Below are 20,143 nucleotides of genomic sequence, written 5' to 3' on the forward strand. Positions count from 1 at the left end.
GTTATTCGTCCACTAAATTAGGACGCTCTACACGGTAGGCTTCAAGCTTTAATTCAATATTTACTGGGCTTTCGCCAACACTTATTGCAATCACGCCTTCGGCAAGCATTTCATGATAGAGCATTTTTTGCTCTACACGCTGTTTTAACTTATTTGCCATAGGTAAAAACAATAAATTAGCTAAACCAACACCATAAATTGTCGCAATAAATGCAGTAGCAACACCCGCACCAAGCATTTGCGGGTCGGTAATAAACGACATAGCCTGTATTAAACCAAGTACCGCACCTAAAATACCAATGGTAGGGCTGTAGCCTCCCATTGCTTCATAAACACGTGCGGCTTCAAGTAAACGATCACGCTCTAACAGTAAGTCAATTTCAAGAGTGTCACGTAGCTTTTGCTCTGAGCAACCATCTACAAGTAGACTTAAACCTTTTGCAGCATACGCATCTGGATGAGCTAGCGCCTCATTTTCAAGCGCTAAGTAACCTTCTTGACGCGCCTTATAAGACCATCGTTTAACTTGCTCTATTGCGTCTTCAATATCGTATTGTGGCGCAACAAAAACCCAAGAGCTCATATTTAGCATTTTCTTGAATGTACTGGCCGATGTTTGTAACATAACAGCGCCAAGCGTGCCGCCTAATACAATAATAAGCGCAGGGCCATTAAATAGTGCAGAAACAACGCCGCCTTCTAAAGAGTAACCTAGTCCTATTGCACCTAGTGCTACAAATAGTCCAAATATTGAGAGCTTATCCACAACCCACCTCTCTCTTTATACGCGCTGCAACATCATTCAGTGCTAAGCTTTCACTCGAAAGTCCCGCATTAGCGATAGCTTGAGGCATTCCATAAACAACACAGCTTTTCTCATCTTGCGCCCAAATAGTTGCACCTGTTTGTTTTAACATTCTTGCACCGTCACGTCCATCAGCGCCCATACCTGTTAAAACAATAGCAAGCACATCGCCTTGATACGTTTTTGCTGCACTGGCAAAAGTTACATCCACACTCGGTTTATAGCTTATTCTCTCACTATGATCTTCAAATACCCGCAGTGTTCTATTTGCGCCACGCCCTTCTACCATCATCTGCTGTCCGCCGGGTGCTAAATAAGCTGTCCCAGGCTGTAAACGGTCACCTTGTTGCGCTTCTTTCACTTTTATTTGGCACAGGCCATTTAAGCGTGCCGCAAATGCGGGTGTAAAAGCCGCAGGCATATGCTGAATAAGCAAAATAGGATGAGGAAAATTAGCTGGTAATTGAGTTAATATAGTTTGTAGTGCAACAGGACCACCTGTAGAAGTACCTATAGCCACAAGCTGGTATTGCTTTCCACTTGCTCGCATTGAGGCAATACTTGTACCTGACGGTGCTTTAGGTGCTGCTCTTTGAAAGCTTCTATCGGGTTGTTTTATCGAAGGCGTTAGTGTGCTTGTTCTTTGAGAAAGTGTACTTGTTGTTGGTTTGGCTGGAATTACTGACTTAGGTGGCGTTGCAGCTTTAAACGTTCGCGGTAAGCGTCTTCGCCCTATATCTTTCACTTTATTTTGCAAAAGCTTTATAGCGTCTTCATTATTGCGAGCGATGTCTTCAAATTTTTTCGGTAAGAAATCCATTGCTCCCGCATCTAGCGCATCAAACGTTGCTGTCGCGCCATCACGTGTTAAAGATGAAAACATTAAGATCGGCGTTGGATTACTCGCCATTATCTCTTTAACTGCGCTAATACCATCAAGCACAGGCATTTCTACATCCATAGTGATCATATCTGGACGTAGCTGAGCTGCCTTTTCAACAGCCTCTCTGCCATTAACAGCAAAGCCTATAACTTGTATGTCGCTGTCTTGCTCAAGAATTTCGCTTACTCTACGGCGAAAAAAGCTTGAATCATCAACAACTAAAACTTTAACGGCCATTTAGCTCTCTTATTAAATTTATGCGTAGGTATATATTAAATATATACCTACTTTATTATTAGCCTGCGTAATGTTTTAACATGTTTGGAACGTCTAAAATTAGTGCAATGCCACCATCTGAAGTAATTGTAGCACCTGCCATGCCTGGGGTACCTTGTAGTAACGCATCAAGTGGTTTAATGACAACTTCTTCTTGACCTATTAATGAGTCAACAACAAAACCAATTTGCTGAGTACCAATTTGCACGATAACGACGTGACCTTGTGATTTTCGCTTCGAACGATCTGACCCTTTAACTAACCAATGCTCGAGGTAAAATAACGGTATTGCCTTTTTACGCACAATAATTGTTAATTGCCCATCTACCACATTTGTTTTCGTTAAATCTAAGTTGAATATCTCACTAACACCAGCAAGTGGTAACGCAAATGTTTGTGCGCCAACAATGACCATTAAGGTTGGTAATATAGCTAAGGTAAGTGGTACTTTAATCTCTAAAATAGTACCGACGCCTAACTCAGATTGAATACTTACAGAACCGTTTAATTGGGTGATTTTAGTTTTCACCACATCCATTCCAACACCACGGCCTGAAATATCAGATATTTCTTCTTTTGTAGAAAAGCCGGGTGCAAAAATCAAGTTATATGCTTCAGTGTCAGAAAGTCGACTTGCTTGGTCGTGATCAAGCACACCTTTACTAATTGCTATTTTTTTCAGTTTTTCAGCATCCATACCTGCGCCATCATCTTTAATGGTAAGCAAGATATGGTCACCTTCTTGAGACGCTGATAAAGTAACATTACCTGTTCTCGGCTTTCCTGCAGCCTCACGAACAGCTGGCATTTCGATGCCATGGTCAACTGAGTTTCGAACTAAATGCACAAGAGGATCAGCAAGGGCTTCAACCAAGTTTTTATCTAAATCAGTTTCTTCACCTACAAGTTTTAGGTCAATATCTTTGTTTAAGCTGCGTGCTAAATCGCGAACCACGCGAGGGAAACGACCAAATACCTTTTTAATTGGTTGCATTCGCGTTTGCATAACCGCACCTTGAATATCAGCAGTCACCACATCTAAGTTAGAGATTGCTTTACCCATGGCTTCACTGTCTGAGTTAGTAGCTAAACTAACCAAACGGTTTCGTACCAGTACTAACTCACCAACCATATTCATAATTTGGTCAAGTCGTTTTGTGTCTACGCGAACTGTCGTCTCTGCTGCTGGCGGTGCTGATTTTTTAGGCGTTACTGGCGCTGCTTTAGCTACCGGTTTTTCTGCCGGTTTAGAAACGGGTACTTTTGCAGGTTCAGGTTTGCTTGCAGGCACACTCGCTTTTTCAGCTGGTTTAGCAGGAATATTTGGCTGTTTCACCGCAGGAACGCTTTCTGTTGATTTAGGTGCAGTACCTTTGCCATGAAGTTCATCAAGGAGTGCTTCAAACTCATCATCACTAATTTCATCACCTGATGAATTAGAAGTATTTGAGGCTGGTTTAGCTGCATCTACAGGCGCTTTAACTGCGTTATCTTGTTCAGGTGCTTCACTCGCAACCTCACCAAAACTGCCAACACCGTGTAACTCGTCTAATAAGCTGTCAAATTCATCATCAGTAATATCACCATTAAAATCACTACTACTTACTGCTGGCTTTTCAACTACAGGACTTTGACCTTTACCATGTAGTTCATCAAGCAAGTTTTCAAATTCGTCCTCAGTGATTTCATCTATCTCAGCGTCACTAACCGAAGGAGTTCCACTAAATAGTTCATCAAATGCAAACGGATCTTCATCATCAGCTATTGGCGTATCAGTTACTTCATTATGAGGCTGTTCAACTTCAGTTTGTGAAGAGACTCCATTAAGCTCATCTTCTGTTGGAGGTAAGCCCAAGATATGGAGGGTGTGAAGTAATTCAGGATCTGCAGGTTCTGGCTTATCCCTATTTTGAATAGTCGCGAACATTTCATTAATGGTGTCGAGCGCTTGTAAAATAACATCCATTAACTCTGAATTGACAGTTCGCACGCCTTGACGTAATAAATCAAATACGTTTTCAGCGCCATGGCAAGCATCAACAAGTTCTGTCATCGCTAAAAAGCCTGCTCCACCTTTTACAGTGTGAAAGCCTCTAAATATAGCGTTTAGTAACTCGGTATCTTCTGGATTATTTTCCAGTTCAACTAACTGTTCAGATAAAAGCTCTAGGATTTCTCCTGCCTCTACAAGAAAGTCTTGTAAAATATCTTCATCGACTTCAAACATGCAGTTACTCTCCTCTTAGAAGCCCAAACTTGATAAAAGATCATCGACTTCATCTTGATCAGATACAACATCATTACGCGATTCTTTATCAATAATAGGGCCTTCAGGACCTGCTAAAGTTTGTGTGGCAACTGGTTCTTTTATTTTTTGTTGTTCTACTTTATTCGCTGTGTTGTCACTATCATCTTGTTCAGCAAAAGCTGTTAAAAGATGAAGTAAGCTTTCTTCTACTTCTCTAACAAGTTCTATAACACGACGAATAACTTGACCCGTTAAGTCTTGATAATCTTGAGCCATTAGTACATTTGTCATTAAGCTTTGAAGCTCATCAGTTTTGTGATGAGAGTTATTCATAAACTTATCGATACTATGGCAAAGTTGTTTAAACTCACCAAGCTCAATCTCGCGACTCATTAAACGATCCCATGTCGGTTTGATATGAGATATTTCATCTGCCAGTTGTTGAGCTATAGGTAAACTAGCCTCAACAGCATCCATTGTTTTATTAGCCGCATTCTCTGTCATTTCTATGACATAATTAAGCCGCTTTTTAGCATCTGGAATAGCATCAGTCGTTATATTAGTTAAGCGAGTATCAAGCTCAAAGTTTTTAAGTGCTTCGTGCAGTTGACGAGTCAACTTCCCAACTTCAGCAAATAATTTAGACTGCTCTTGTGAAGCGGTCTCTAAAATCAACTCATTTGCTTTATCTTGCTCATCGTTTTCTAAAAAAATGACGAGTTGACGAGCTTGTTCTAACGTTATTTGAGGCGCAGCTGGTGCTGACATAAGCCTCTCCCCCATCATTAGCCTAAGCGTTCAAATACTTTTTCTAATTTAGTTTTTAATGTTCCAGCCGTAAACGGCTTAACAATATAACCATTAACGCCAGCTTGCGCTGCAGCTATTATTTGTTCTTTTTTAGCTTCTGCCGTTACCATCAATACAGGAATATGTTTTAACTTATCATCTGCACGAATTGCTCTTAAAAGGTCAATGCCTTGCATTCCAGGCATATTCCAATCTGTAACCACAAAATCAAATACTTGATTTTGTAACATAGGCAAAGCTGTAGACCCGTCATCAGCTTCTTGAACGTTAGTGAAACCTAAGTCACGTAATAGGTTTTTTATAATTCGTCTCATCGTTGAAAAATCATCAACTACAAGAATTTTCATGTTTTTATCCAAAACATCCCCCAGTGAGGTATTAACCTTAGTTTACTTACTACTAGTTTATCCAGTCATTGATTTTAGCTTTAAGCTTAATCATCGCCTGACCATGTATCTGACTTACACGCGATTCGCTTACATCGAGTATATGTCCTATTTCTTTTAAATTCATTTCATCGTTATAGTACAAAGAAAGTACCATTGCATCACGCTCTGGTAATGACTTTATTGCGCTTAGCAGAGACTCATTAAACCGGTCATTTTTAACATTATTAAAAGGTTTGTCTAGCGCTAAATCTTGGCCTACGGGAGTAATAACATCCTCATCGACACCAAGGTCTTCTATGCCTAATACTTTACTGGTATTAACATCATTTAAAATATGATGGTACTCATTGAGCGAAATTTCAAGTTTTTCAGCAACTTCTGTATCTGTTGGTTCGCGGTTCAGACTACTTTCGAGCCCAGTAATTGCTTCTGCAACTTGTCGGCTTTTACGGTGTACTGAACGAGGAGCCCAATCACCACGGCGCATTTCATCAAGCATAGCACCGCGAATACGAATACCAGCAAAGGTCTCAAAGCTTGCACCTTTTGTTGCATCAAAGTTTTTTGAAGCTTCTATTAAACCTATCATTCCTGATTGAATTAAATCATCAAGCTGAACGCTAGGTGGTAATCGAGCAATTAGATGACATGCCACTTTTTTTACAAGTGATGCATGTTTCTCAACAATCACATTTAAGTTTTGTGTTGATTGATATCCCATAGCTCTATTCACCAGTGTTGTCATAATTAGCCGTTTACTAGTTTCTCAATGAAAAACTCTAAATGCCCAGATGGTTGATTTGGTATTGGCCATTTAACTGCTTTTGTTGCCAGTGTTTTAAACGCAAGAGCGGCTGGCGAATTTGGAAAGAGTTCTACGATTACTTTTTGACGACGTGTTGCTTTGCGCATATTTTCGTCATAAGGAACCGTTGCGACTAGCTCCATTGATACATCTAAAAAGCGATCTGTTACTTTAGAAAGCTTTGCAAATAATTCGGTGCCTTCACGCATACTGCGGACCATATTGGCGACAATTTTAAACTTATAAACACCGTGCTCACGGCTTAATACTTTAATAAGTGCGTAAGCATCCGTTATTGATGTTGGTTCATCGCACACGACAACCATTACATCTTGTGCCGCGCGAGAAAAGCTCAGTACCATGTCTGAAATACCAGCGGCGGTATCTACAATTAAAATATCAAATTCGGTATTTAATTCGCTAAACGCACGAATTAGTCCAGCATGCTCAGATGGCGATAGCTCCACCATACTTTGCGAACCAGACGTAGCGGGTACAATTTTAATACCTGCTGGGCCTTCAACTAAAATTTCGTCAAGCTCACATTCACCAGACAAAACGTGTGATAAATTACGCTCTACACGTAAACCAAGCATTACATCACAGTTTGCTAAACCTAAGTCAGCATCCAGCACTAATACTCTGTTACCTTGTTGCCCTAGTGCAATAGCTGTATTTAGAGAAACATTTGTTTTCCCTACTCCACCCTTACCACCGGTTACAGCGATAACTTTTACGCCGTTGTTATTGTTTTGACTCATCTTGCGCAGGCCGCTTGCTTGATCTAATACTGTGTTAATCATACATCCCTACTGTACTTGGCGCCACTGCTTGGTGCCTTGAATGTTGTGCTTTTATTCTTTTTAGATATAATTGCTCAGCCTTTTTCACTAGTTTTTCAGCATTTGCAACACGAATATCTTCTGGTACTCGTTGACCGTTAGTAAGATACCCTATTGGAAGACGATTTTGAATCGCAATACTAATAATCTCACCCAAACTCAATGATTCATCTAACTTAGTGAAAATACAACCACTTAACTGTACTTTTTTAAAGTGACGTACTGTTTCTTGTAATACATTAATTTGTGCTGTCGCGCTTAGTACTAGGTAGCTGCGAATATCCACACGTTGGTTGCGCATTAACGTGTTTAACTGCTCAGTTAAACGTAAATCTCGTTGGCTCATACCTGCTGTATCAATTAATACTAGACGTTTATTTCGTAAATGATATAAAACTTCAGCTAATTCATTAGCATCTTTAACTTGTTTTACACCACAACCAATAATACGGCCATATGTTGCAAGTTGCTCATAGGCTCCAATTCTGTACGTATCAGTGGTTATTAACGCCACTTTATCAGCGCCATATTTTTGTGCGCCTAACGCTGCAAGCTTAGCCACAGTTGTTGTTTTACCTACACCGGTTGGACCTACTAATGCATATACACCACCTTGGCGAAGTATTTCATTATTGGTTGTTTGCATTTGATCTTCGACCATCGTTAACAATGCTTTCCAGCCTTGTTGACGAGACACATCATCAGGTACAAAACATGCCATTTGTTGTGCTACTTCTTTATCAATGCCCATACCGACTAAACGATCAACCATGCAAGCACGTGTTGGATCGCGACGCGCCATATCTTGCTGCATTAAACCCGATACTTGATGCTCTAATAACTGACGAATTGCGTTCATTTCTTCACGCATTGTTGTCATTTCTTCGCTTTCATTATTAGGTTTTTGCTGGCGAGCAGTTACTGGGCTGTCTAAATCATCAAAGTCGCTGTCTAAATCGTCAAAACCTAAGCTATCGGCTTGCGTATGAGGACGTGCAGGGGCTACATCATCACGTGCAAACATATTATTAGTAGGACGCGCTTTAGCTGCAGGTTCCTGGTAGTTATCTGTAGTATCAATACCTGATTGAGAAAACATTGACGCAAGCTCTGGGGAGCGAGGACGCGGTGATTGACGCTCTAATAAGGCTTGTAAGCTATCTGCTACTTTTGCTTGAGGTTCAGGTTTGGCACGCTGAGGTTCTGATTTTACAAAGTTGTGCATACTTTGCTGCGGCGCTTGAGCACGCGACTCTGCATTGCCTTGTGGTTGCGCTGTTGCTTTAGGGGCTGCTTTGTCATAATCAACTGCCGCTACAATTTCTACACCGTTAGCCAGCTTTTTATTTGACATAATAACCGCATCAACACCTAACTCATCTTTAACTTCTTTAAGTGCTGTGCGCATATCTTTAGCAAAAAAACGTTTAATTTTCATGATTCAACCCCTTTTAAAATCTTATTGTTGGCCTACTGAGCTAACGATCTTGATCTGTCTTTCGTCTGGTACCTCTTGATAAGACATCACTCTTAATCCTGGAATGGTGTACTTAACAAAACGAGATAACACAGTGCGTAACATTCCTGACGTTAGCAATATAGAAGGTTCACCGGCCATTTCTTGATTTTGATGAGCTTGTGTCAATGACACTTGAAGTCGCTCTGCAAGTCCTGGCTCAATACCGGCACCTTCATCGCCTGCATTTTGTAATGACTGATGCAACATCTGTTCCAACTCAGGTGCCAAGGTTATGACAGGGATTTCTGATGACATACCAACCGCATCTTGAACAATTAATCTACGCAGAGAAATACGCACTGCAGCCGTTAATACATCAGGGTCTTGGCTACGCGGGCCATACTCAACTAGGGTTTGAACAATTGAGCGCATATCGCGAATAGCAACGCCTTCATTCAATAAATTTTGCAGTACTTTTACAATTGCAGTTAATGGCAACACATCTGGTACTAGTCCTTCAACTAAGCGAGGGTGGCTTTTAGCAAGCATATCAAGCAGGTTCTGAACTTCTTCGTGCCCTAGTAGTAACGCCGCACTGTTAGTTAATAACTGGCTGATATGAGTGGCAACTACCGTGGCTGAATCTACAACGGTGTAACCTAGTGATTGAGCTTCATCTTTTTGATCTGGTTTTATCCATACTGCATCAAGACCAAATGCAGGGTCTTTAGTTTCAACGCCTTTAATTGGGCCAAATACTTGCCCTGGATTAATCGCCAGCTCGTCGCCATGTTTAAGTTCGCTTTCACCTGTTGAAACACCCATTAGCGTTATTCTGTAAGCATTAGGGTCAAGCTCTAAATTGTCGCGAATGTGCACAGGTGGTACTAAAAAGCCAAGCTCTTGAGAAAGCTTTTTACGTACACCTTTAATACGATTAAGTAGCTCACCACCTTGAGATTGATCTACCAACGGAATTAATCTGTAACCTACTTCTAGGCCAATTACATCAACTTGTTGAACGTCATCCCAGCCAAGTTCTTTTTGCTCTTGTTTATTAGCAATACCCGTTGCAGCGCTTCCACCACTGGCGGCTTCTTCAGCTTCTGCTGCAGCGGCTTTTAGTTTACTTTGCTGCGTGTAGTAAGCTAAATAACCAAGTAACGCACCTAAACTTAAAAAAGCAAAATGTGGCATACCAGGCACTAAGCCCATGATGATCAAAATACCTGAAGCAATGAAGAGAGATTTTTCGTTACCAAGTTGCTTCTTAAATTGGTCCCCCATATTGAGCGACTCATTTTGGCGTGTTACAACAATCGCAGTACCAATTGAAAGTAGTAAAGAAGGGAGCTGAGCAACTAAGCCATCACCAATGGTAAGTAATGTATATACTTCCATTGCGTCGCCAAAACTCAAATTGTGCTGAATCATACCGACAAATAAACCACCAACAATGTTGATGATTAATATAACAATACCTGCAATAGCATCGCCTTTTACAAATTTACTCGCACCATCCATTGAACCGTAAAAATCGGCTTCTCGGGTTACTTCCTCTCGGCGGTCACGCGCTTGTTCAGCACTGATAAAACCAGCGTTTAAATCAGCGTCAATTGCCATTTGTTTACCCGGCATTGCATCAAGGGTAAAACGTGCAGATACCTCAGATATACGCCCTGCACCTTTAGTAATTACCACAAAGTTAATAATGATCAGGATTAAAAACACGACCAAACCAACAGCGTAGTTACCACCAATAACAACTGAGCCAAACGCCTCAATCACCTTACCTGCAGAATCTCCTCCGTTATGACCTTCAAGTAGTACAACTCGAGTACTGGCAACGTTAAGCGCTAAGCGCATAATCGTAGCGATTAATAATACAGAGGGGAATATACCAAACTCAACCGGCTTCATCGTGTAAACGGTCACGAGTAAAACCACTAATGCGAGAGCAATATTAAACGAGAAAAGGATATCGAGTAAAAATGGCGGTAACGGTAGAATCACCATTCCCAAGGCAGCAAGCACAAGCAAAGGAGTACCTACCCCTTTGGCATAGTCTTTTTTGTCTCTGTTAAGTTGTTGTAATACCGCTTTAAAACTCATAATTCTACAATTTCAAAAAATTGACACTACATAGAATTTGCAATAACTATTCCAAGTTATTAAGTTAGCGATTTAATACTTATAGGCATCGGGGATTGGGAGCTTATTATTAAGCTTAGTTGGGCGTTTACCGCGCCCTTTATTAAAGCGCTTAAGCTGAAATACATACGCTAAAACTTGCGCAACAGCAGTAAATAGCTGATCGGGTATTTGCTCTCCTACTTCAGCCGTATGGTAAAGCGCTCGGGTCAACATAGGGGATTCTAAAATTGGTACTTCATTCCCTATTGCTACTTTTCGAATTTGCATCGCCATTTCATCAATACCTTTAGCAAGCACAATAGGCGCTCCTGCACGCTCTGTATCGTATTTTAATGCTACTGAGTAGTGAGTTGGGTTGGTAACAATAACGTCAGCGTCAGGGACATCTTGCATCATGCGGTTTTGCGACATTTGCCTTTGTGTTTGCCTAATACGCGCTTTTATTTGTGGGTCACCTTCAGAGTTTTTATACTCATCTTTAATTTCTTGCATGGTCATTTTAAGTTGTTTGTTATGGTTATAACTTTGAAATGGCGCATCGATGGCGGCAATAATAATTAAAGTGCATGAAAGGCCTAAAAACATCCAGCCTAAAATCTCTAAGGCATGAATAATATTACCTGGTGCACTTTCTAAACTTAAATGCAGTATTTCATCAAAATAAGTATTAATTAAAAACACAGCAAAACTTGCAACCAAACCAAATTTTAAAAGTGACTTTACAAGCTCAATAGCCGCTTGCGGGCCAAACATACGTTTAAAGCCTTTCATTGGCGACATTTTACTTGCTTTAGGTGCAGCGGCTTCCCAGCTAAAATTAAAACCACCTAGTAACGTATTCCCAATAAATGCAGCCAAAACTATAATTAATACAAACATAGCCATAGGAAACATTAAAGCATCTGCAACCTCTCCCCATACAGCAAACATTTTAGTGGTATCAAAGGCTTCGTTACGGTTTAAGCTAAGGGTTCGGCCCATTACATTGTATAAACCTTTGCCAATTTCAGGACCATACATCAAAAGCGATATAGCCGAAAAGATAAGTACAAACATGGTACCTAGCTCTTTTGAGCGTGCTATTTGACCTTTCTTTTTAGATTCTTCAAGCTTTTTGGATGTGGGTTCTTCTGTTTTTTCTTGCCCTGAGTCTTCAGACATGACTTTCTCCTAAGGTGAGCAACCGACTAAAGTGCACATTAGCTCAACCATTTTTAACCATTGAAACTCAAACTGAGTAACAAAGTTACCTAGTGTCGCCCAAATAATAATGAGTCCCGCTACCAAGGTAAACGGAAAACCAATAGAGAAAATATTTAATTGCGGTGCTGCGCGCGTCATAATACCAAACGACATATTAATAACGAGCATAGCCGTAAGCGGTGCAAGTGAGAGTACTAGTGCTGTAGTAAACATCCAGCCGCCCCAGGTCACTATGTCCCAGTAATGATCTACAGACCACCATGTGCCATCAATGGGTAGCACTTGAAAACTATGCACTACCATTTGAATCATCATTAAATGACCGTTAAAAGCAAAAAATAACAGGGTGGCCAAAATAAGGAAAAACTGACCTACAGCAGGCACACTCGCACCATTAGAAGGGTCAATAACCGAAGCAAAACCTAAACCGGTTTGCATCGCAAGTATTTGCCCTGCTAACACAAAAGTATTTAGTAAAAGTATAGATGCAAAACCAATAGCAACACCAATCAACATTTGTTGAATAACCACTAAAATCATCTCAAACGAAAATAAATTAGTGAATGTAGCTGGCGGTAAGACGGGAACAACAACAAAAGTTACAACAACTGATAAACCCATTTTTATACGCGTAGGAACATTTTTAGCCCCTAAGCCCGCCATAATCATAATCATTGAGCTAATGCGTACCAGCGGCAGCAAAAAATCGCTCAACCATTGAATAACGACAGCAAATGGATATTCCACATTTAACCTGCAATTTCAGGAATAAGTAATACTAGGCGAGTAAAAAAGTCCATTAGTTCTTGAGTAAGCCAGTGCCCACCAACAATTAGCGCACTAATAGTAATTAATAAACGAGGTAAAAAGCTCAGTGTTTGTTCATTGATTGACGTTGCGGCCTGAAACACAGCCACAACTAAACCAATAATTAAGCCTGGGACTACAATTGCAGACACCAATTTAATAACTAAAAACAGCGCGTCACTTAGAATATCAACAAAAATTTCCGGTTCCATGTTGTACTCCTATTGTTGAGTCATGTTAATGCTTTGCATACTAAGTCCCTAAACCAAAGCTTTTGGCTAGAGTCCCCATCACTAAGCTCCAGCCGTCTACAAGTACAAATAACATAATTTTAAACGGCAAGGACACAATCATGGGTGAAAGCATCATCATACCCATCGCCATTAATACCGAGGCGACCACTAAATCAACAATTAAAAATGGGATAAAAAACATAAAACCGATTATAAATGCGGTTTGCAGTTCACTGGTTACAAATGCCGGAATCAAGACTATTAGTGGCGTGTCTTTTGGTGAATCTAGCTGATCGTAACCGGCAATTTTAGCAAATGTTTCTAAATCTTTTAAACGCACTTGAGAAAGCATAAAGGCTTTCATTGGCTCTTTAGCAAGCTCTAATGCCTCTACTGATGTAACCTGCTCATTTAAGTAAGGTTCTATCGCTCGCTCGTTTACCTGCTGATAAATAGGCGACATTATAAAAATACTTAAAAAAAGCGACATGCCTAATAACACTTGGTTTGACGGTGTTTGCTGTAAACCAATTGCTTGGCGCAAAATAGCGAGTACAACAATAATCCGTGTAAATGAGGTCATCATAATTATGGCAGCCGGTATAAAACTCAGCGCCGTCATAATGGCTAAAACTTGTAACGTTACTGAGTAATCTTGTGTGCCATCAGCGTTTGTTGTAATAGTAAGCGCATCAATTCCCTCTGCACTTACACTCGGTACAAACACCATGGCAAAAATAATAAGCAGCCACTTTGTCATAGGTTTAATTCTTTTTATTTTGGTTTGATTGCGGGTTTAAAAGTTTACCAAATCGTTTAGCGAGTTCAGGCAGTTCTTTTTCACTTAATGGGGTTTCTAACTTGTGTAAGTAATTAATACTGTGGGGAGTTACACCAAGTAAGTGCTGAGCATTATCTATCTCAACAACCATTAAACGCTCACGAGAACCCAAAGGCAGGCTTCTGACTACTTTAAATTCATCGCTGTTAGCTAAATTTGGATTAAGCTTTTTAACAAAAAATGCCAGCACAATAATCAGTACCAGCACCATTACAAGCGACAGCACCATAGAGAGTATATCTCCAGTTGGTGTTGCCACATCTGCTTTTGAAAAAACGGAACTAGTTAAAGCAACTAATAAGCTCATCGTAGTTTTTTGATCCGCTCTACTTGGCTTATCACGTCAGTTAAGCGAATACCAAACTTGTCGTTTACTACAACTACTTCGCCATGAGCTATCAAAGTACCGTTAACTAGTACGTCTAGCGGCTCGCCCGCAACACGGTCAAGCTCAACAACAGAGCCTTGGTTGAGTTGCAGTAAGTTACGAATATTAATTTTAGAGCGCCCTACTTCCATTGAAATAGTAACGGGGATATCTAAAATAGTGTCGAGTTTTCGTTTTTCATCGCCACTCATTTCGTGTTTTGAATCACTTAACTCATCAAGCTCTGCAACATGTGCTTCGCTACTATCATCTGGACCTTCGGCTTCTGCTAATGCTGCTGCCCATTCGTCCATTGTATCTTGATCATCGCTCATACTTTTAACCTTTTAATCAATTACCAGTCTAAGTCTACACCGTCAGAGAGGTGTAAATCATCTTCTAGTTCTGCTAATTCTGCATCTGAGTCAATTTTCTTGCCGCCTTTGGTAAATACATGCAGCTCAGATTTAACTGAATCAGGTCGTTTAATTTTTTCACTAATTTGAAGCGCAACATTATCGCGAGAGCGGCCCATCTTGGCTCTAAATGTAGGTAATTCCTCAACAAATACGGTTATATGCTCAGGCATTTCAACCGGAATAATATCGCCAGTTTTGAGTTCCATAATCTGCCTTAAGGTTAAATCGACTTCAAGTAACTGAGTCGACATATCAACCTCTACATCCATTATTTCGTCGCGAAGTGCTTTGCTCCAACGTAAATCAGTATCTTCAGTATCAGATTGAACACCCGCGTCTAACAGCTCTCGAATTGGCTCAAGCATTGAATATGGAAGTGCAATATGAAAATCGCCACCGCCACCATCGAGTTCAATATGAAAAGAACTAATAACCACAACCTCGGTTGGGCTTACAATATTAGCCATAGCTGGGTTTACTTCAGAATCGAGATATTCAAACGATACATCCATAACCGGTGCCCATGCTTCTTTATAATCTTCAAAAATGATCTTAAGGAGCATTTGCACAATACGACGTTCTGTAGGCGTAAATTCTCGGCCTTCAATTTTTGCATGATAACGCCCGTCACCACCAAAAAAGTTATCTACCAAAATAAACACAAGTCGTGCTTCCATGGTAATAAGGCCGGTACCTTTCAGCGGTCTAAAACGCACCATATTTAAGCTGGTTGGAACAAACAGAGTATGGATATACTCACCAAATTTAATCATTTGCACGCCGTTAATAGACACCTCTGCGGTGCGGCGCATCATGTTAAATAGGCTAATTCGCATATGACGAGCAAAGCGTTCATTAACAATTTCCAGTGTCGGCATACGACCACGCACGATCCGATCTTGCGAAGAAAAATCGTACTGAAGCGTACTTCCCCCGCCGTCTTCACCTTCGTGTATATCTTCCTCTTCAACGTCATCAACGCCGTGTAATAGCGCATCAATTTCGTCTTGGGATAATAAATCGCTCACGCTAACCCCTTATTGCATCACAAAGCCGGTAAACAATACCCGCTCAATTACTTTGCTGCCTTCAACATCCATCAAGGCTTTTTGTACCTTTTCAAGTGCAGAAAAACGAAGTGTTTCTTTACCAGAACTCGTACTTAACTCATCGGCTGTTGTAGTAGAAAACACACTTAGTAGCGTCCCTTCTATTAGCGGAATATGTTTTTTAGCGGTTTCTTCGTTTACTTCACCACGTACTAATAACTGTACTTTAATTTGCACAATTCTGTCGCGACTTGAGCCAGGCACATTAAATACAAATGGGCGTGGCATCGCAACATATAAAGCACTGCCTATTTCAGCTGAATCACTAGGCTCAGCTGAGGGGGTATCTGCTGATATTGCAGTTTCTTCATCCAAGGTTTCAACTGACGCATCCGAACCTGACATAAAAAAGTAACCCGCAGCACCACCTATTATAAGTAGTACAGCCACTATAATTATTATGAGTTTCTTTTTGCTTTTACCGGTTTCTTCAATTTCTAAACTTGCTTCTTCAGCCATCATGATTCCTTTAATCGCAAAGGTACTTGCTTGTTTTAACTATTATAATAGCAGTACTTAGGCATAGTAATCTATTGATGATGAAGTTTGTTGTCGAGAACTTTGTGCAGTGTTATTTGCTTGCTCGTCGTTTTCATCATTAACTGACTTATTATTAGCCAAATTACCTTGAGTTCCACCTTCACTGTGCTCAGCAGTTTCACCACCTGATTGTCCATAAGAAATAGTGCTTTCACCAAGCTCTAATCCCTGTTGCGCTAACATTTCACGTAAGCGCGGCATTGATTGTTCAAGTGCTTCTTTGGCTTGCTGGTTTTGTACTACAAAGTTTATATGTGCTTGTTCTGCATCGCTACGAATACGTATTTGCATACTGCCCATTTCGGGAGGATCTAAACGAATTTCTGCTTCTTTGTTATTAATGCTCAGCATTGAGCTGACGCGCTCTTGCAATAATTTAGCTGCATCACTTTTAACAATATTAATTGCCTGCATTACGCCAGGATCAATACTTACTTGCTTAACTTGCGATGTACTTTGTAATTGTTGAGTTTGTATTATTTGGGTATCAAGTAAGCTCTGCTCGTAACTTAATGAGTCGTATTGGCTTAATGTGCTCGTTTGCTGAGTATTTAAAGCAGCTGTAATTTGCGTAAATACTTGTGCTACGCGTGCAGGTGTTTGTTCTGCAGTTATTTTTTTAAGGCCATCTTTTTGTAATTCTTCAAGTGATTTTAATAAATCATCACCCTCAGCTGAGGTTGTTACGGCTTTATTTAAATCAGCCCCTTCGTTTGTCGATGTCTTTAAGCTTAACTTTTGTGGATTATATACTGTATTAGGAGTCTCTGACGCTACAAACGTTTTTGAGTCTGATTTAGCTGTGTCGGCAAGTCCTATTTCAATTGAAGCTTTTAACTCATTAACTGCTTGCTTAAGCGCTGACAACTGTTCGCCTTTAGGCTGCTCTGTTTTAATATAAGCGTTTAATTGCGTTAATAAGCTTTGTTTTTCAGCTGTATTAAGTGAATTTATTTCTGTGCTAAAAGAGTGTTTAGTTACTTTGCTCTGTGCTTTTTCGTTATCAGTAATAAATTGCGCAAGCATTTGCTTGAGATCAGCAGTACTGCTAGTCGCGCCGTTCATTGAATCAGTATTTTCTAACACCTTAACTTGCATATTAAGTTGTGAGCGCTGCTCTGGCGTTAAACTAGCAATAACATTATTAGCTTTAATTAAGCTCGCATCTTTAGCTATTAAGGCGTCAATTGCTGCGCCTTTTTCGCTCTCAGATGTCTGTGAACTTGTTTGCATTGTTTCTGATTCAGTTAAAGAAGGTGTCGCTACAGATGGAACCACTGGCGTAGGCACTGGTGTTGGCAACACTATATTTTTTGCACTTTTATCAACGGATTTATCTTGAGCTAATTGTCCCTTAATATCCATTGAAACTAATTCAGTGTCATCAACTATAGAGCCAAAACTGTCATCGGGTTTTTTACTTATAGGGTTTAATGGCCCTTCAATTGCCTCAGCAACAGCACTTTTACGATGCTTTCCTTCATTTAATGGTAATGAATTTAAAGATGGTGAGCTTAAGTTATCGCTTTTTGAATCAGTTAATTTAGCCGCTTTAGAGTCTACACTAGTGGCAATCGGGTTTTGCACTACACTCGCTGCATTCGCTTCTTCGCCACTTGCATTAGCTGATGCAATTCCTGATGTGCTTTTTAATTCTGTGTTTTCTATTTCGGTATTCTCTACCTGTGTAGCTTCTAGCTCTGCATTGTCTGATTCTAAACTGTTAGTTGCATCGAACGGCTTATTGACCGAAGTGCTCATTGCTTGTGCTGAATTAATTTGATCAAGCATCTCAACAGACACAAAAGTAACTTCGTCCGTTGTTTCTTCATCTAGCTTTACGCTCAGGTTTTCATTTTTTTCTGGCTGTTTATGCTTAGGAATAGCAATCGAGTTTTCGGCATCGGGATTTTTATTGCCTTTAAGCAAAGACTCCATAGAGTTATGCGCTTCGTTTAGCTGGCTTAAAAACTCCGCGCCTAAATCGCCTTCACTATTAGCTAAGCTATTGTCTTTAAAGGCTAACAAAGAGTCTTTTTCAGAAGAAACTAAAAACGAAATGTTATTCATCGCCATAAATCACCTAATACCATTACGGCAATATGCCACCGCATACCGCCAAAAGTTGAATCCCACTAAGTAATAAAGCAATTAGCGTGCCTGAATTACAAAGCTTTACGACGTTGAAAAAACTGATTAGCTGAAAATTCATCTAACATTTTTTGCTCATTTTTAGCCATTAACGCATTTGCTTTAAGTTTTTGATTTTCGATTAATTTGGCGACTGCTTTAGCTTTAATTTGCTGCTTAAGCCATAGCGTTTTACGTTGAGTAACAACTTGCTTAGCGGTATTTACCGTACTTGCTTGTTGGCGAATTGCTTCTTCAATTTTAGCTATAAAGGCATGATACTGCCCAAATCCGGCACTAGATAAACCCGACTTACCTTTTAGGTGCAACTGCTGAGAGTACTCAAGTCTAAAATTATTTAAACCTTGTAGCTTTTGTTGATTCGATTGCAAGTTTTGATTAGCTTGTAAGTAACTCATGCGCAAACTTTCTTCTTTGTCATTTTCAATTTTGAGCAATAAATCGAGTTTATTTTTAGCCATTATGCTTGTCCTAGTAACTGAGCAAGACCTTGCAGACCATCATCGTAGCTAATGACATCTCGCATACCTTGTTGTAAAAATGCATTTACTCTTGGCATCATATTTATGGCTTGGTCGAGCATTTGATCGGTCCCTTTTTGATAGGCACCTAAAGTAATCATGTCTTTGTTTTGTTGATACATTGAATATACTTGCTTAAGCACTCGGGCTTGTTGCATATGTGGCTCAGAAACAACTTGAGGCATAACACGCGAAATCGACTTTTCTATATCTATAGCGGGATAGTGCCCGCTGTCGGCTAAATCACGCGATAATACAATGTGGCCATCTAATATAGCTCGCGCTGCATCAGCAATAGGGTCTTGCATATCATCGCCTTCACTAAGCACTGTAAAAAAGGCAGTAATTGAACCTTGCCCTTCTCCGCCATTACCGGCGCGTTCTACTAGTGCAGGTAATTTAGCAAACACCGAAGGCGGATAACCTTTGGTTGCCGGCGGTTCGCCTACAGCAAGCGCAATTTCACGTTGCGCCATTGCGTAACGCGTTACCGAATCGAGTAACAATAATACGTTTAAACCCTGATCTCTAAAATACTCTGCAATAGTTACGGCGCTCTCGCAGCCTTTTAAACGCATAAGTGGTGATGAATCAGCGGGTGCTGCGACAACAACTGAGCGTTTGCGTCCTTCTACACCGAGTATTTCTTCAATAAATTCTTTTACTTCGCGGCCACGCTCCCCCACCAAGCCAACAACAATAACATCGGCTTCACTACCTCGGGTCATCATACCCAGTAGTACAGATTTACCCACACCAGAGCCTGCAAACAAGCCCATACGCTGGCCTTGCCCTACTGTAATTACCGAGTTTATGGCACGCACGCCTACATCCATAGGCTTAGTGATTGGTCTTCTAGAAAGCGGGTTTATAGTATTTTGCGCAAACTTTAAATGATGCTCAGCATTAATTTTACCAAGGCCATCTAGCGGTCGCCCTAAACCATCCACCACGCGGCCTAATAAGCTCATCCCTACAGGCAAACCTAAGTTATTAACTTGAGGAATAACACGCGCACCAGGTAGTACACCAGAAATATGGTCGTTAGGCATTAAGTACAAAGTTTGGTCGTTAAAACCGACTATTTCGGCGTCTACAAAGCCGTTCATGGTTTCTATTTTACATTGGCTACCAACGGGTGCACGTAAACCTCTAGCCTCAAGGGTAAGGCCAACAACACGCGTTAAAATACCTGCTACAGCAGGCGCTGGGGTTTTAATATGTTGTTGATATTGAGATAAGCGTTCGCTTAAAGGTGCACGTTGAGTTGACATAACACGC

20 protein-coding genes are annotated in these 20,143 nt (G+C 40.5%); all 20 read right to left on the reverse strand.

The genetic code is table 11. The features are described from left to right. Nucleotide 1: 1 nt before the first annotated feature. Nucleotides 2-766, reverse strand: a complete 765-nt coding sequence (locus WNY98_RS12620; RefSeq protein WP_024599203.1) for a flagellar motor protein — start codon at nt 764-766, stop codon at nt 2-4. Further along, nucleotides 759-1,925 (reverse strand): chemotaxis response regulator protein-glutamate methylesterase, encoded by a 1,167-nt coding sequence (locus WNY98_RS12625; RefSeq protein ID WP_024599204.1) that lies wholly within the window; start codon nt 1,923-1,925, stop codon nt 759-761. The genes WNY98_RS12620 and WNY98_RS12625 overlap by 8 nt, the downstream gene beginning before the upstream one ends. 58 nt (nt 1,926-1,983) lie before the next feature. Next, nucleotides 1,984-4,191, reverse strand: a complete 2,208-nt coding sequence (locus WNY98_RS12630; protein ID WP_342878055.1) for a chemotaxis protein CheA — start codon at nt 4,189-4,191, stop codon at nt 1,984-1,986. A 15-nt stretch (nt 4,192-4,206) separates the two neighbouring features. Next, a complete protein-coding gene (locus WNY98_RS12635) occupies nt 4,207-4,980 on the reverse strand; it encodes a protein phosphatase CheZ (RefSeq protein WP_342878056.1) in 774 nt (257 codons plus the stop codon). Nucleotides 4,981-4,997: 17 nt separating this feature from the next. Next, nucleotides 4,998-5,381 carry a chemotaxis response regulator CheY gene (gene cheY / locus WNY98_RS12640; protein WP_008132609.1) on the reverse strand — a complete coding sequence of 128 codons (384 nt, stop codon included), beginning with the start codon at nt 5,379-5,381 and terminating at the stop codon, nt 4,998-5,000. Nucleotides 5,382-5,421: 40 nt separating this feature from the next. Beyond that, nucleotides 5,422-6,132: an RNA polymerase sigma factor FliA gene (locus WNY98_RS12645; RefSeq protein WP_024599207.1), complete on the reverse strand. Its 711-nt coding sequence runs from the start codon at nt 6,130-6,132 to the stop codon at nt 5,422-5,424. Between the two features lie 26 nt (nt 6,133-6,158). After that, complete coding sequence (locus WNY98_RS12650) at nt 6,159-7,019, reverse strand: MinD/ParA family protein (RefSeq protein WP_002959312.1); 861 nt, start codon at nt 7,017-7,019, stop codon at nt 6,159-6,161. Next, nucleotides 7,012-8,496 (reverse strand): flagellar biosynthesis protein FlhF, encoded by a 1,485-nt coding sequence (gene flhF, locus WNY98_RS12655; protein ID WP_342878057.1) that lies wholly within the window; start codon nt 8,494-8,496, stop codon nt 7,012-7,014. The genes WNY98_RS12650 and flhF overlap by 8 nt, the downstream gene beginning before the upstream one ends. Nucleotides 8,497-8,517: 21 nt before the next feature. Then, nucleotides 8,518-10,629, reverse strand: a complete 2,112-nt coding sequence (gene flhA / locus WNY98_RS12660; protein ID WP_024599209.1) for a flagellar biosynthesis protein FlhA — start codon at nt 10,627-10,629, stop codon at nt 8,518-8,520. Between the two features lie 72 nt (nt 10,630-10,701). Then, nucleotides 10,702-11,832, reverse strand: coding sequence for a flagellar biosynthesis protein FlhB (gene flhB, locus WNY98_RS12665; RefSeq protein WP_010553902.1), 1,131 nt, complete (start codon nt 11,830-11,832; stop codon nt 10,702-10,704). Between the two features lie 9 nt (nt 11,833-11,841). Then, the gene (gene fliR / locus WNY98_RS12670; protein WP_007585805.1) at nt 11,842-12,621 is read right to left on the reverse strand and encodes a flagellar biosynthetic protein FliR; all 780 of its coding nucleotides are present in this window, start codon (nt 12,619-12,621) and stop codon (nt 11,842-11,844) included. 2 nt (nt 12,622-12,623) lie between these two features. After that, entirely contained in the window at nt 12,624-12,893 is a 270-nt protein-coding gene (gene fliQ, locus WNY98_RS12675; RefSeq protein ID WP_002959325.1) for a flagellar biosynthesis protein FliQ, read from the reverse strand. Between the two features lie 40 nt (nt 12,894-12,933). Further along, nucleotides 12,934-13,674, reverse strand: coding sequence for a flagellar type III secretion system pore protein FliP (gene fliP, locus WNY98_RS12680; protein WP_197238254.1), 741 nt, complete (start codon nt 13,672-13,674; stop codon nt 12,934-12,936). Nucleotides 13,675-13,678: 4 nt separating this feature from the next. After that, nucleotides 13,679-14,062 (reverse strand): flagellar biosynthetic protein FliO, encoded by a 384-nt coding sequence (fliO, locus tag WNY98_RS12685; protein ID WP_007377952.1) that lies wholly within the window; start codon nt 14,060-14,062, stop codon nt 13,679-13,681. Next, complete coding sequence (fliN, locus tag WNY98_RS12690; protein WP_024599211.1) at nt 14,059-14,457, reverse strand: flagellar motor switch protein FliN; 399 nt, start codon at nt 14,455-14,457, stop codon at nt 14,059-14,061. Before fliN ends, fliO begins: the two co-directional genes overlap by 4 nt. Nucleotides 14,458-14,477: 20 nt before the next feature. Continuing rightward, nucleotides 14,478-15,569, reverse strand: coding sequence for a flagellar motor switch protein FliM (gene fliM, locus WNY98_RS12695; protein ID WP_024599212.1), 1,092 nt, complete (start codon nt 15,567-15,569; stop codon nt 14,478-14,480). 9 nt (nt 15,570-15,578) lie between these two features. Next, nucleotides 15,579-16,109: a flagellar basal body-associated protein FliL gene (fliL, locus tag WNY98_RS12700; protein WP_024599213.1), complete on the reverse strand. Its 531-nt coding sequence runs from the start codon at nt 16,107-16,109 to the stop codon at nt 15,579-15,581. Between the two features lie 57 nt (nt 16,110-16,166). Beyond that, complete coding sequence (locus tag WNY98_RS12705) at nt 16,167-18,266, reverse strand: flagellar hook-length control protein FliK (protein WP_342878058.1); 2,100 nt, start codon at nt 18,264-18,266, stop codon at nt 16,167-16,169. Between the two features lie 89 nt (nt 18,267-18,355). Further along, complete coding sequence (gene fliJ / locus WNY98_RS12710; protein ID WP_010553907.1) at nt 18,356-18,802, reverse strand: flagellar export protein FliJ; 447 nt, start codon at nt 18,800-18,802, stop codon at nt 18,356-18,358. Continuing rightward, the gene (gene fliI / locus WNY98_RS12715) at nt 18,802-20,136 is read right to left on the reverse strand and encodes a flagellar protein export ATPase FliI (protein WP_002959338.1); all 1,335 of its coding nucleotides are present in this window, start codon (nt 20,134-20,136) and stop codon (nt 18,802-18,804) included. The genes fliJ and fliI overlap by 1 nt, the downstream gene beginning before the upstream one ends. Between the last annotated feature and the right edge of the window lie 7 nt (nt 20,137-20,143).

This window comes from Pseudoalteromonas sp. AS71, from assembly GCF_038900275.1.
GTDB lineage: Bacteria > Pseudomonadota > Gammaproteobacteria > Enterobacterales > Alteromonadaceae > Pseudoalteromonas.

Excerpts from the sequence above, each read along its gene's own strand:
- fliQ (WP_002959325.1), bottom strand. The coding sequence starts at position 12,893 with ATGGAACCGGAAATTTTTGTTGATATTCTAAGTGACGCGCTGTTTTTA.
- WNY98_RS12630 (WP_342878055.1), bottom strand. The coding sequence starts at position 4,191 with ATGTTTGAAGTCGATGAAGATATTTTACAAGACTTTCTTGTAGAGGCA.
- flhF (WP_342878057.1), bottom strand. The coding sequence starts at position 8,496 with ATGAAAATTAAACGTTTTTTTGCTAAAGATATGCGCACAGCACTTAAA.
- WNY98_RS12650 (WP_002959312.1), bottom strand. The coding sequence starts at position 7,019 with ATGATTAACACAGTATTAGATCAAGCAAGCGGCCTGCGCAAGATGAGT.
- fliL (WP_024599213.1), bottom strand. The coding sequence starts at position 16,109 with ATGGCTGAAGAAGCAAGTTTAGAAATTGAAGAAACCGGTAAAAGCAAA.
- fliP (WP_197238254.1), bottom strand. The coding sequence starts at position 13,674 with ATGACAAAGTGGCTGCTTATTATTTTTGCCATGGTGTTTGTACCGAGT.
- flhB (WP_010553902.1), bottom strand. The coding sequence starts at position 11,832 with ATGTCTGAAGACTCAGGGCAAGAAAAAACAGAAGAACCCACATCCAAA.
- WNY98_RS12625 (WP_024599204.1), bottom strand. The coding sequence starts at position 1,925 with ATGGCCGTTAAAGTTTTAGTTGTTGATGATTCAAGCTTTTTTCGCCGT.
- fliJ (WP_010553907.1), bottom strand. The coding sequence starts at position 18,802 with ATGGCTAAAAATAAACTCGATTTATTGCTCAAAATTGAAAATGACAAA.
- fliN (WP_024599211.1), bottom strand. The coding sequence starts at position 14,457 with ATGAGCGATGATCAAGATACAATGGACGAATGGGCAGCAGCATTAGCA.
- WNY98_RS12635 (WP_342878056.1), bottom strand. The coding sequence starts at position 4,980 with ATGTCAGCACCAGCTGCGCCTCAAATAACGTTAGAACAAGCTCGTCAA.
- flhA (WP_024599209.1), bottom strand. The coding sequence starts at position 10,629 with ATGAGTTTTAAAGCGGTATTACAACAACTTAACAGAGACAAAAAAGAC.
- fliI (WP_002959338.1), bottom strand. The coding sequence starts at position 20,136 with ATGTCAACTCAACGTGCACCTTTAAGCGAACGCTTATCTCAATATCAA.
- WNY98_RS12645 (WP_024599207.1), bottom strand. The coding sequence starts at position 6,132 with ATGGGATATCAATCAACACAAAACTTAAATGTGATTGTTGAGAAACAT.
- fliO (WP_007377952.1), bottom strand. The coding sequence starts at position 14,062 with ATGAGCTTATTAGTTGCTTTAACTAGTTCCGTTTTTTCAAAAGCAGAT.
- WNY98_RS12705 (WP_342878058.1), bottom strand. The coding sequence starts at position 18,266 with ATGGCGATGAATAACATTTCGTTTTTAGTTTCTTCTGAAAAAGACTCT.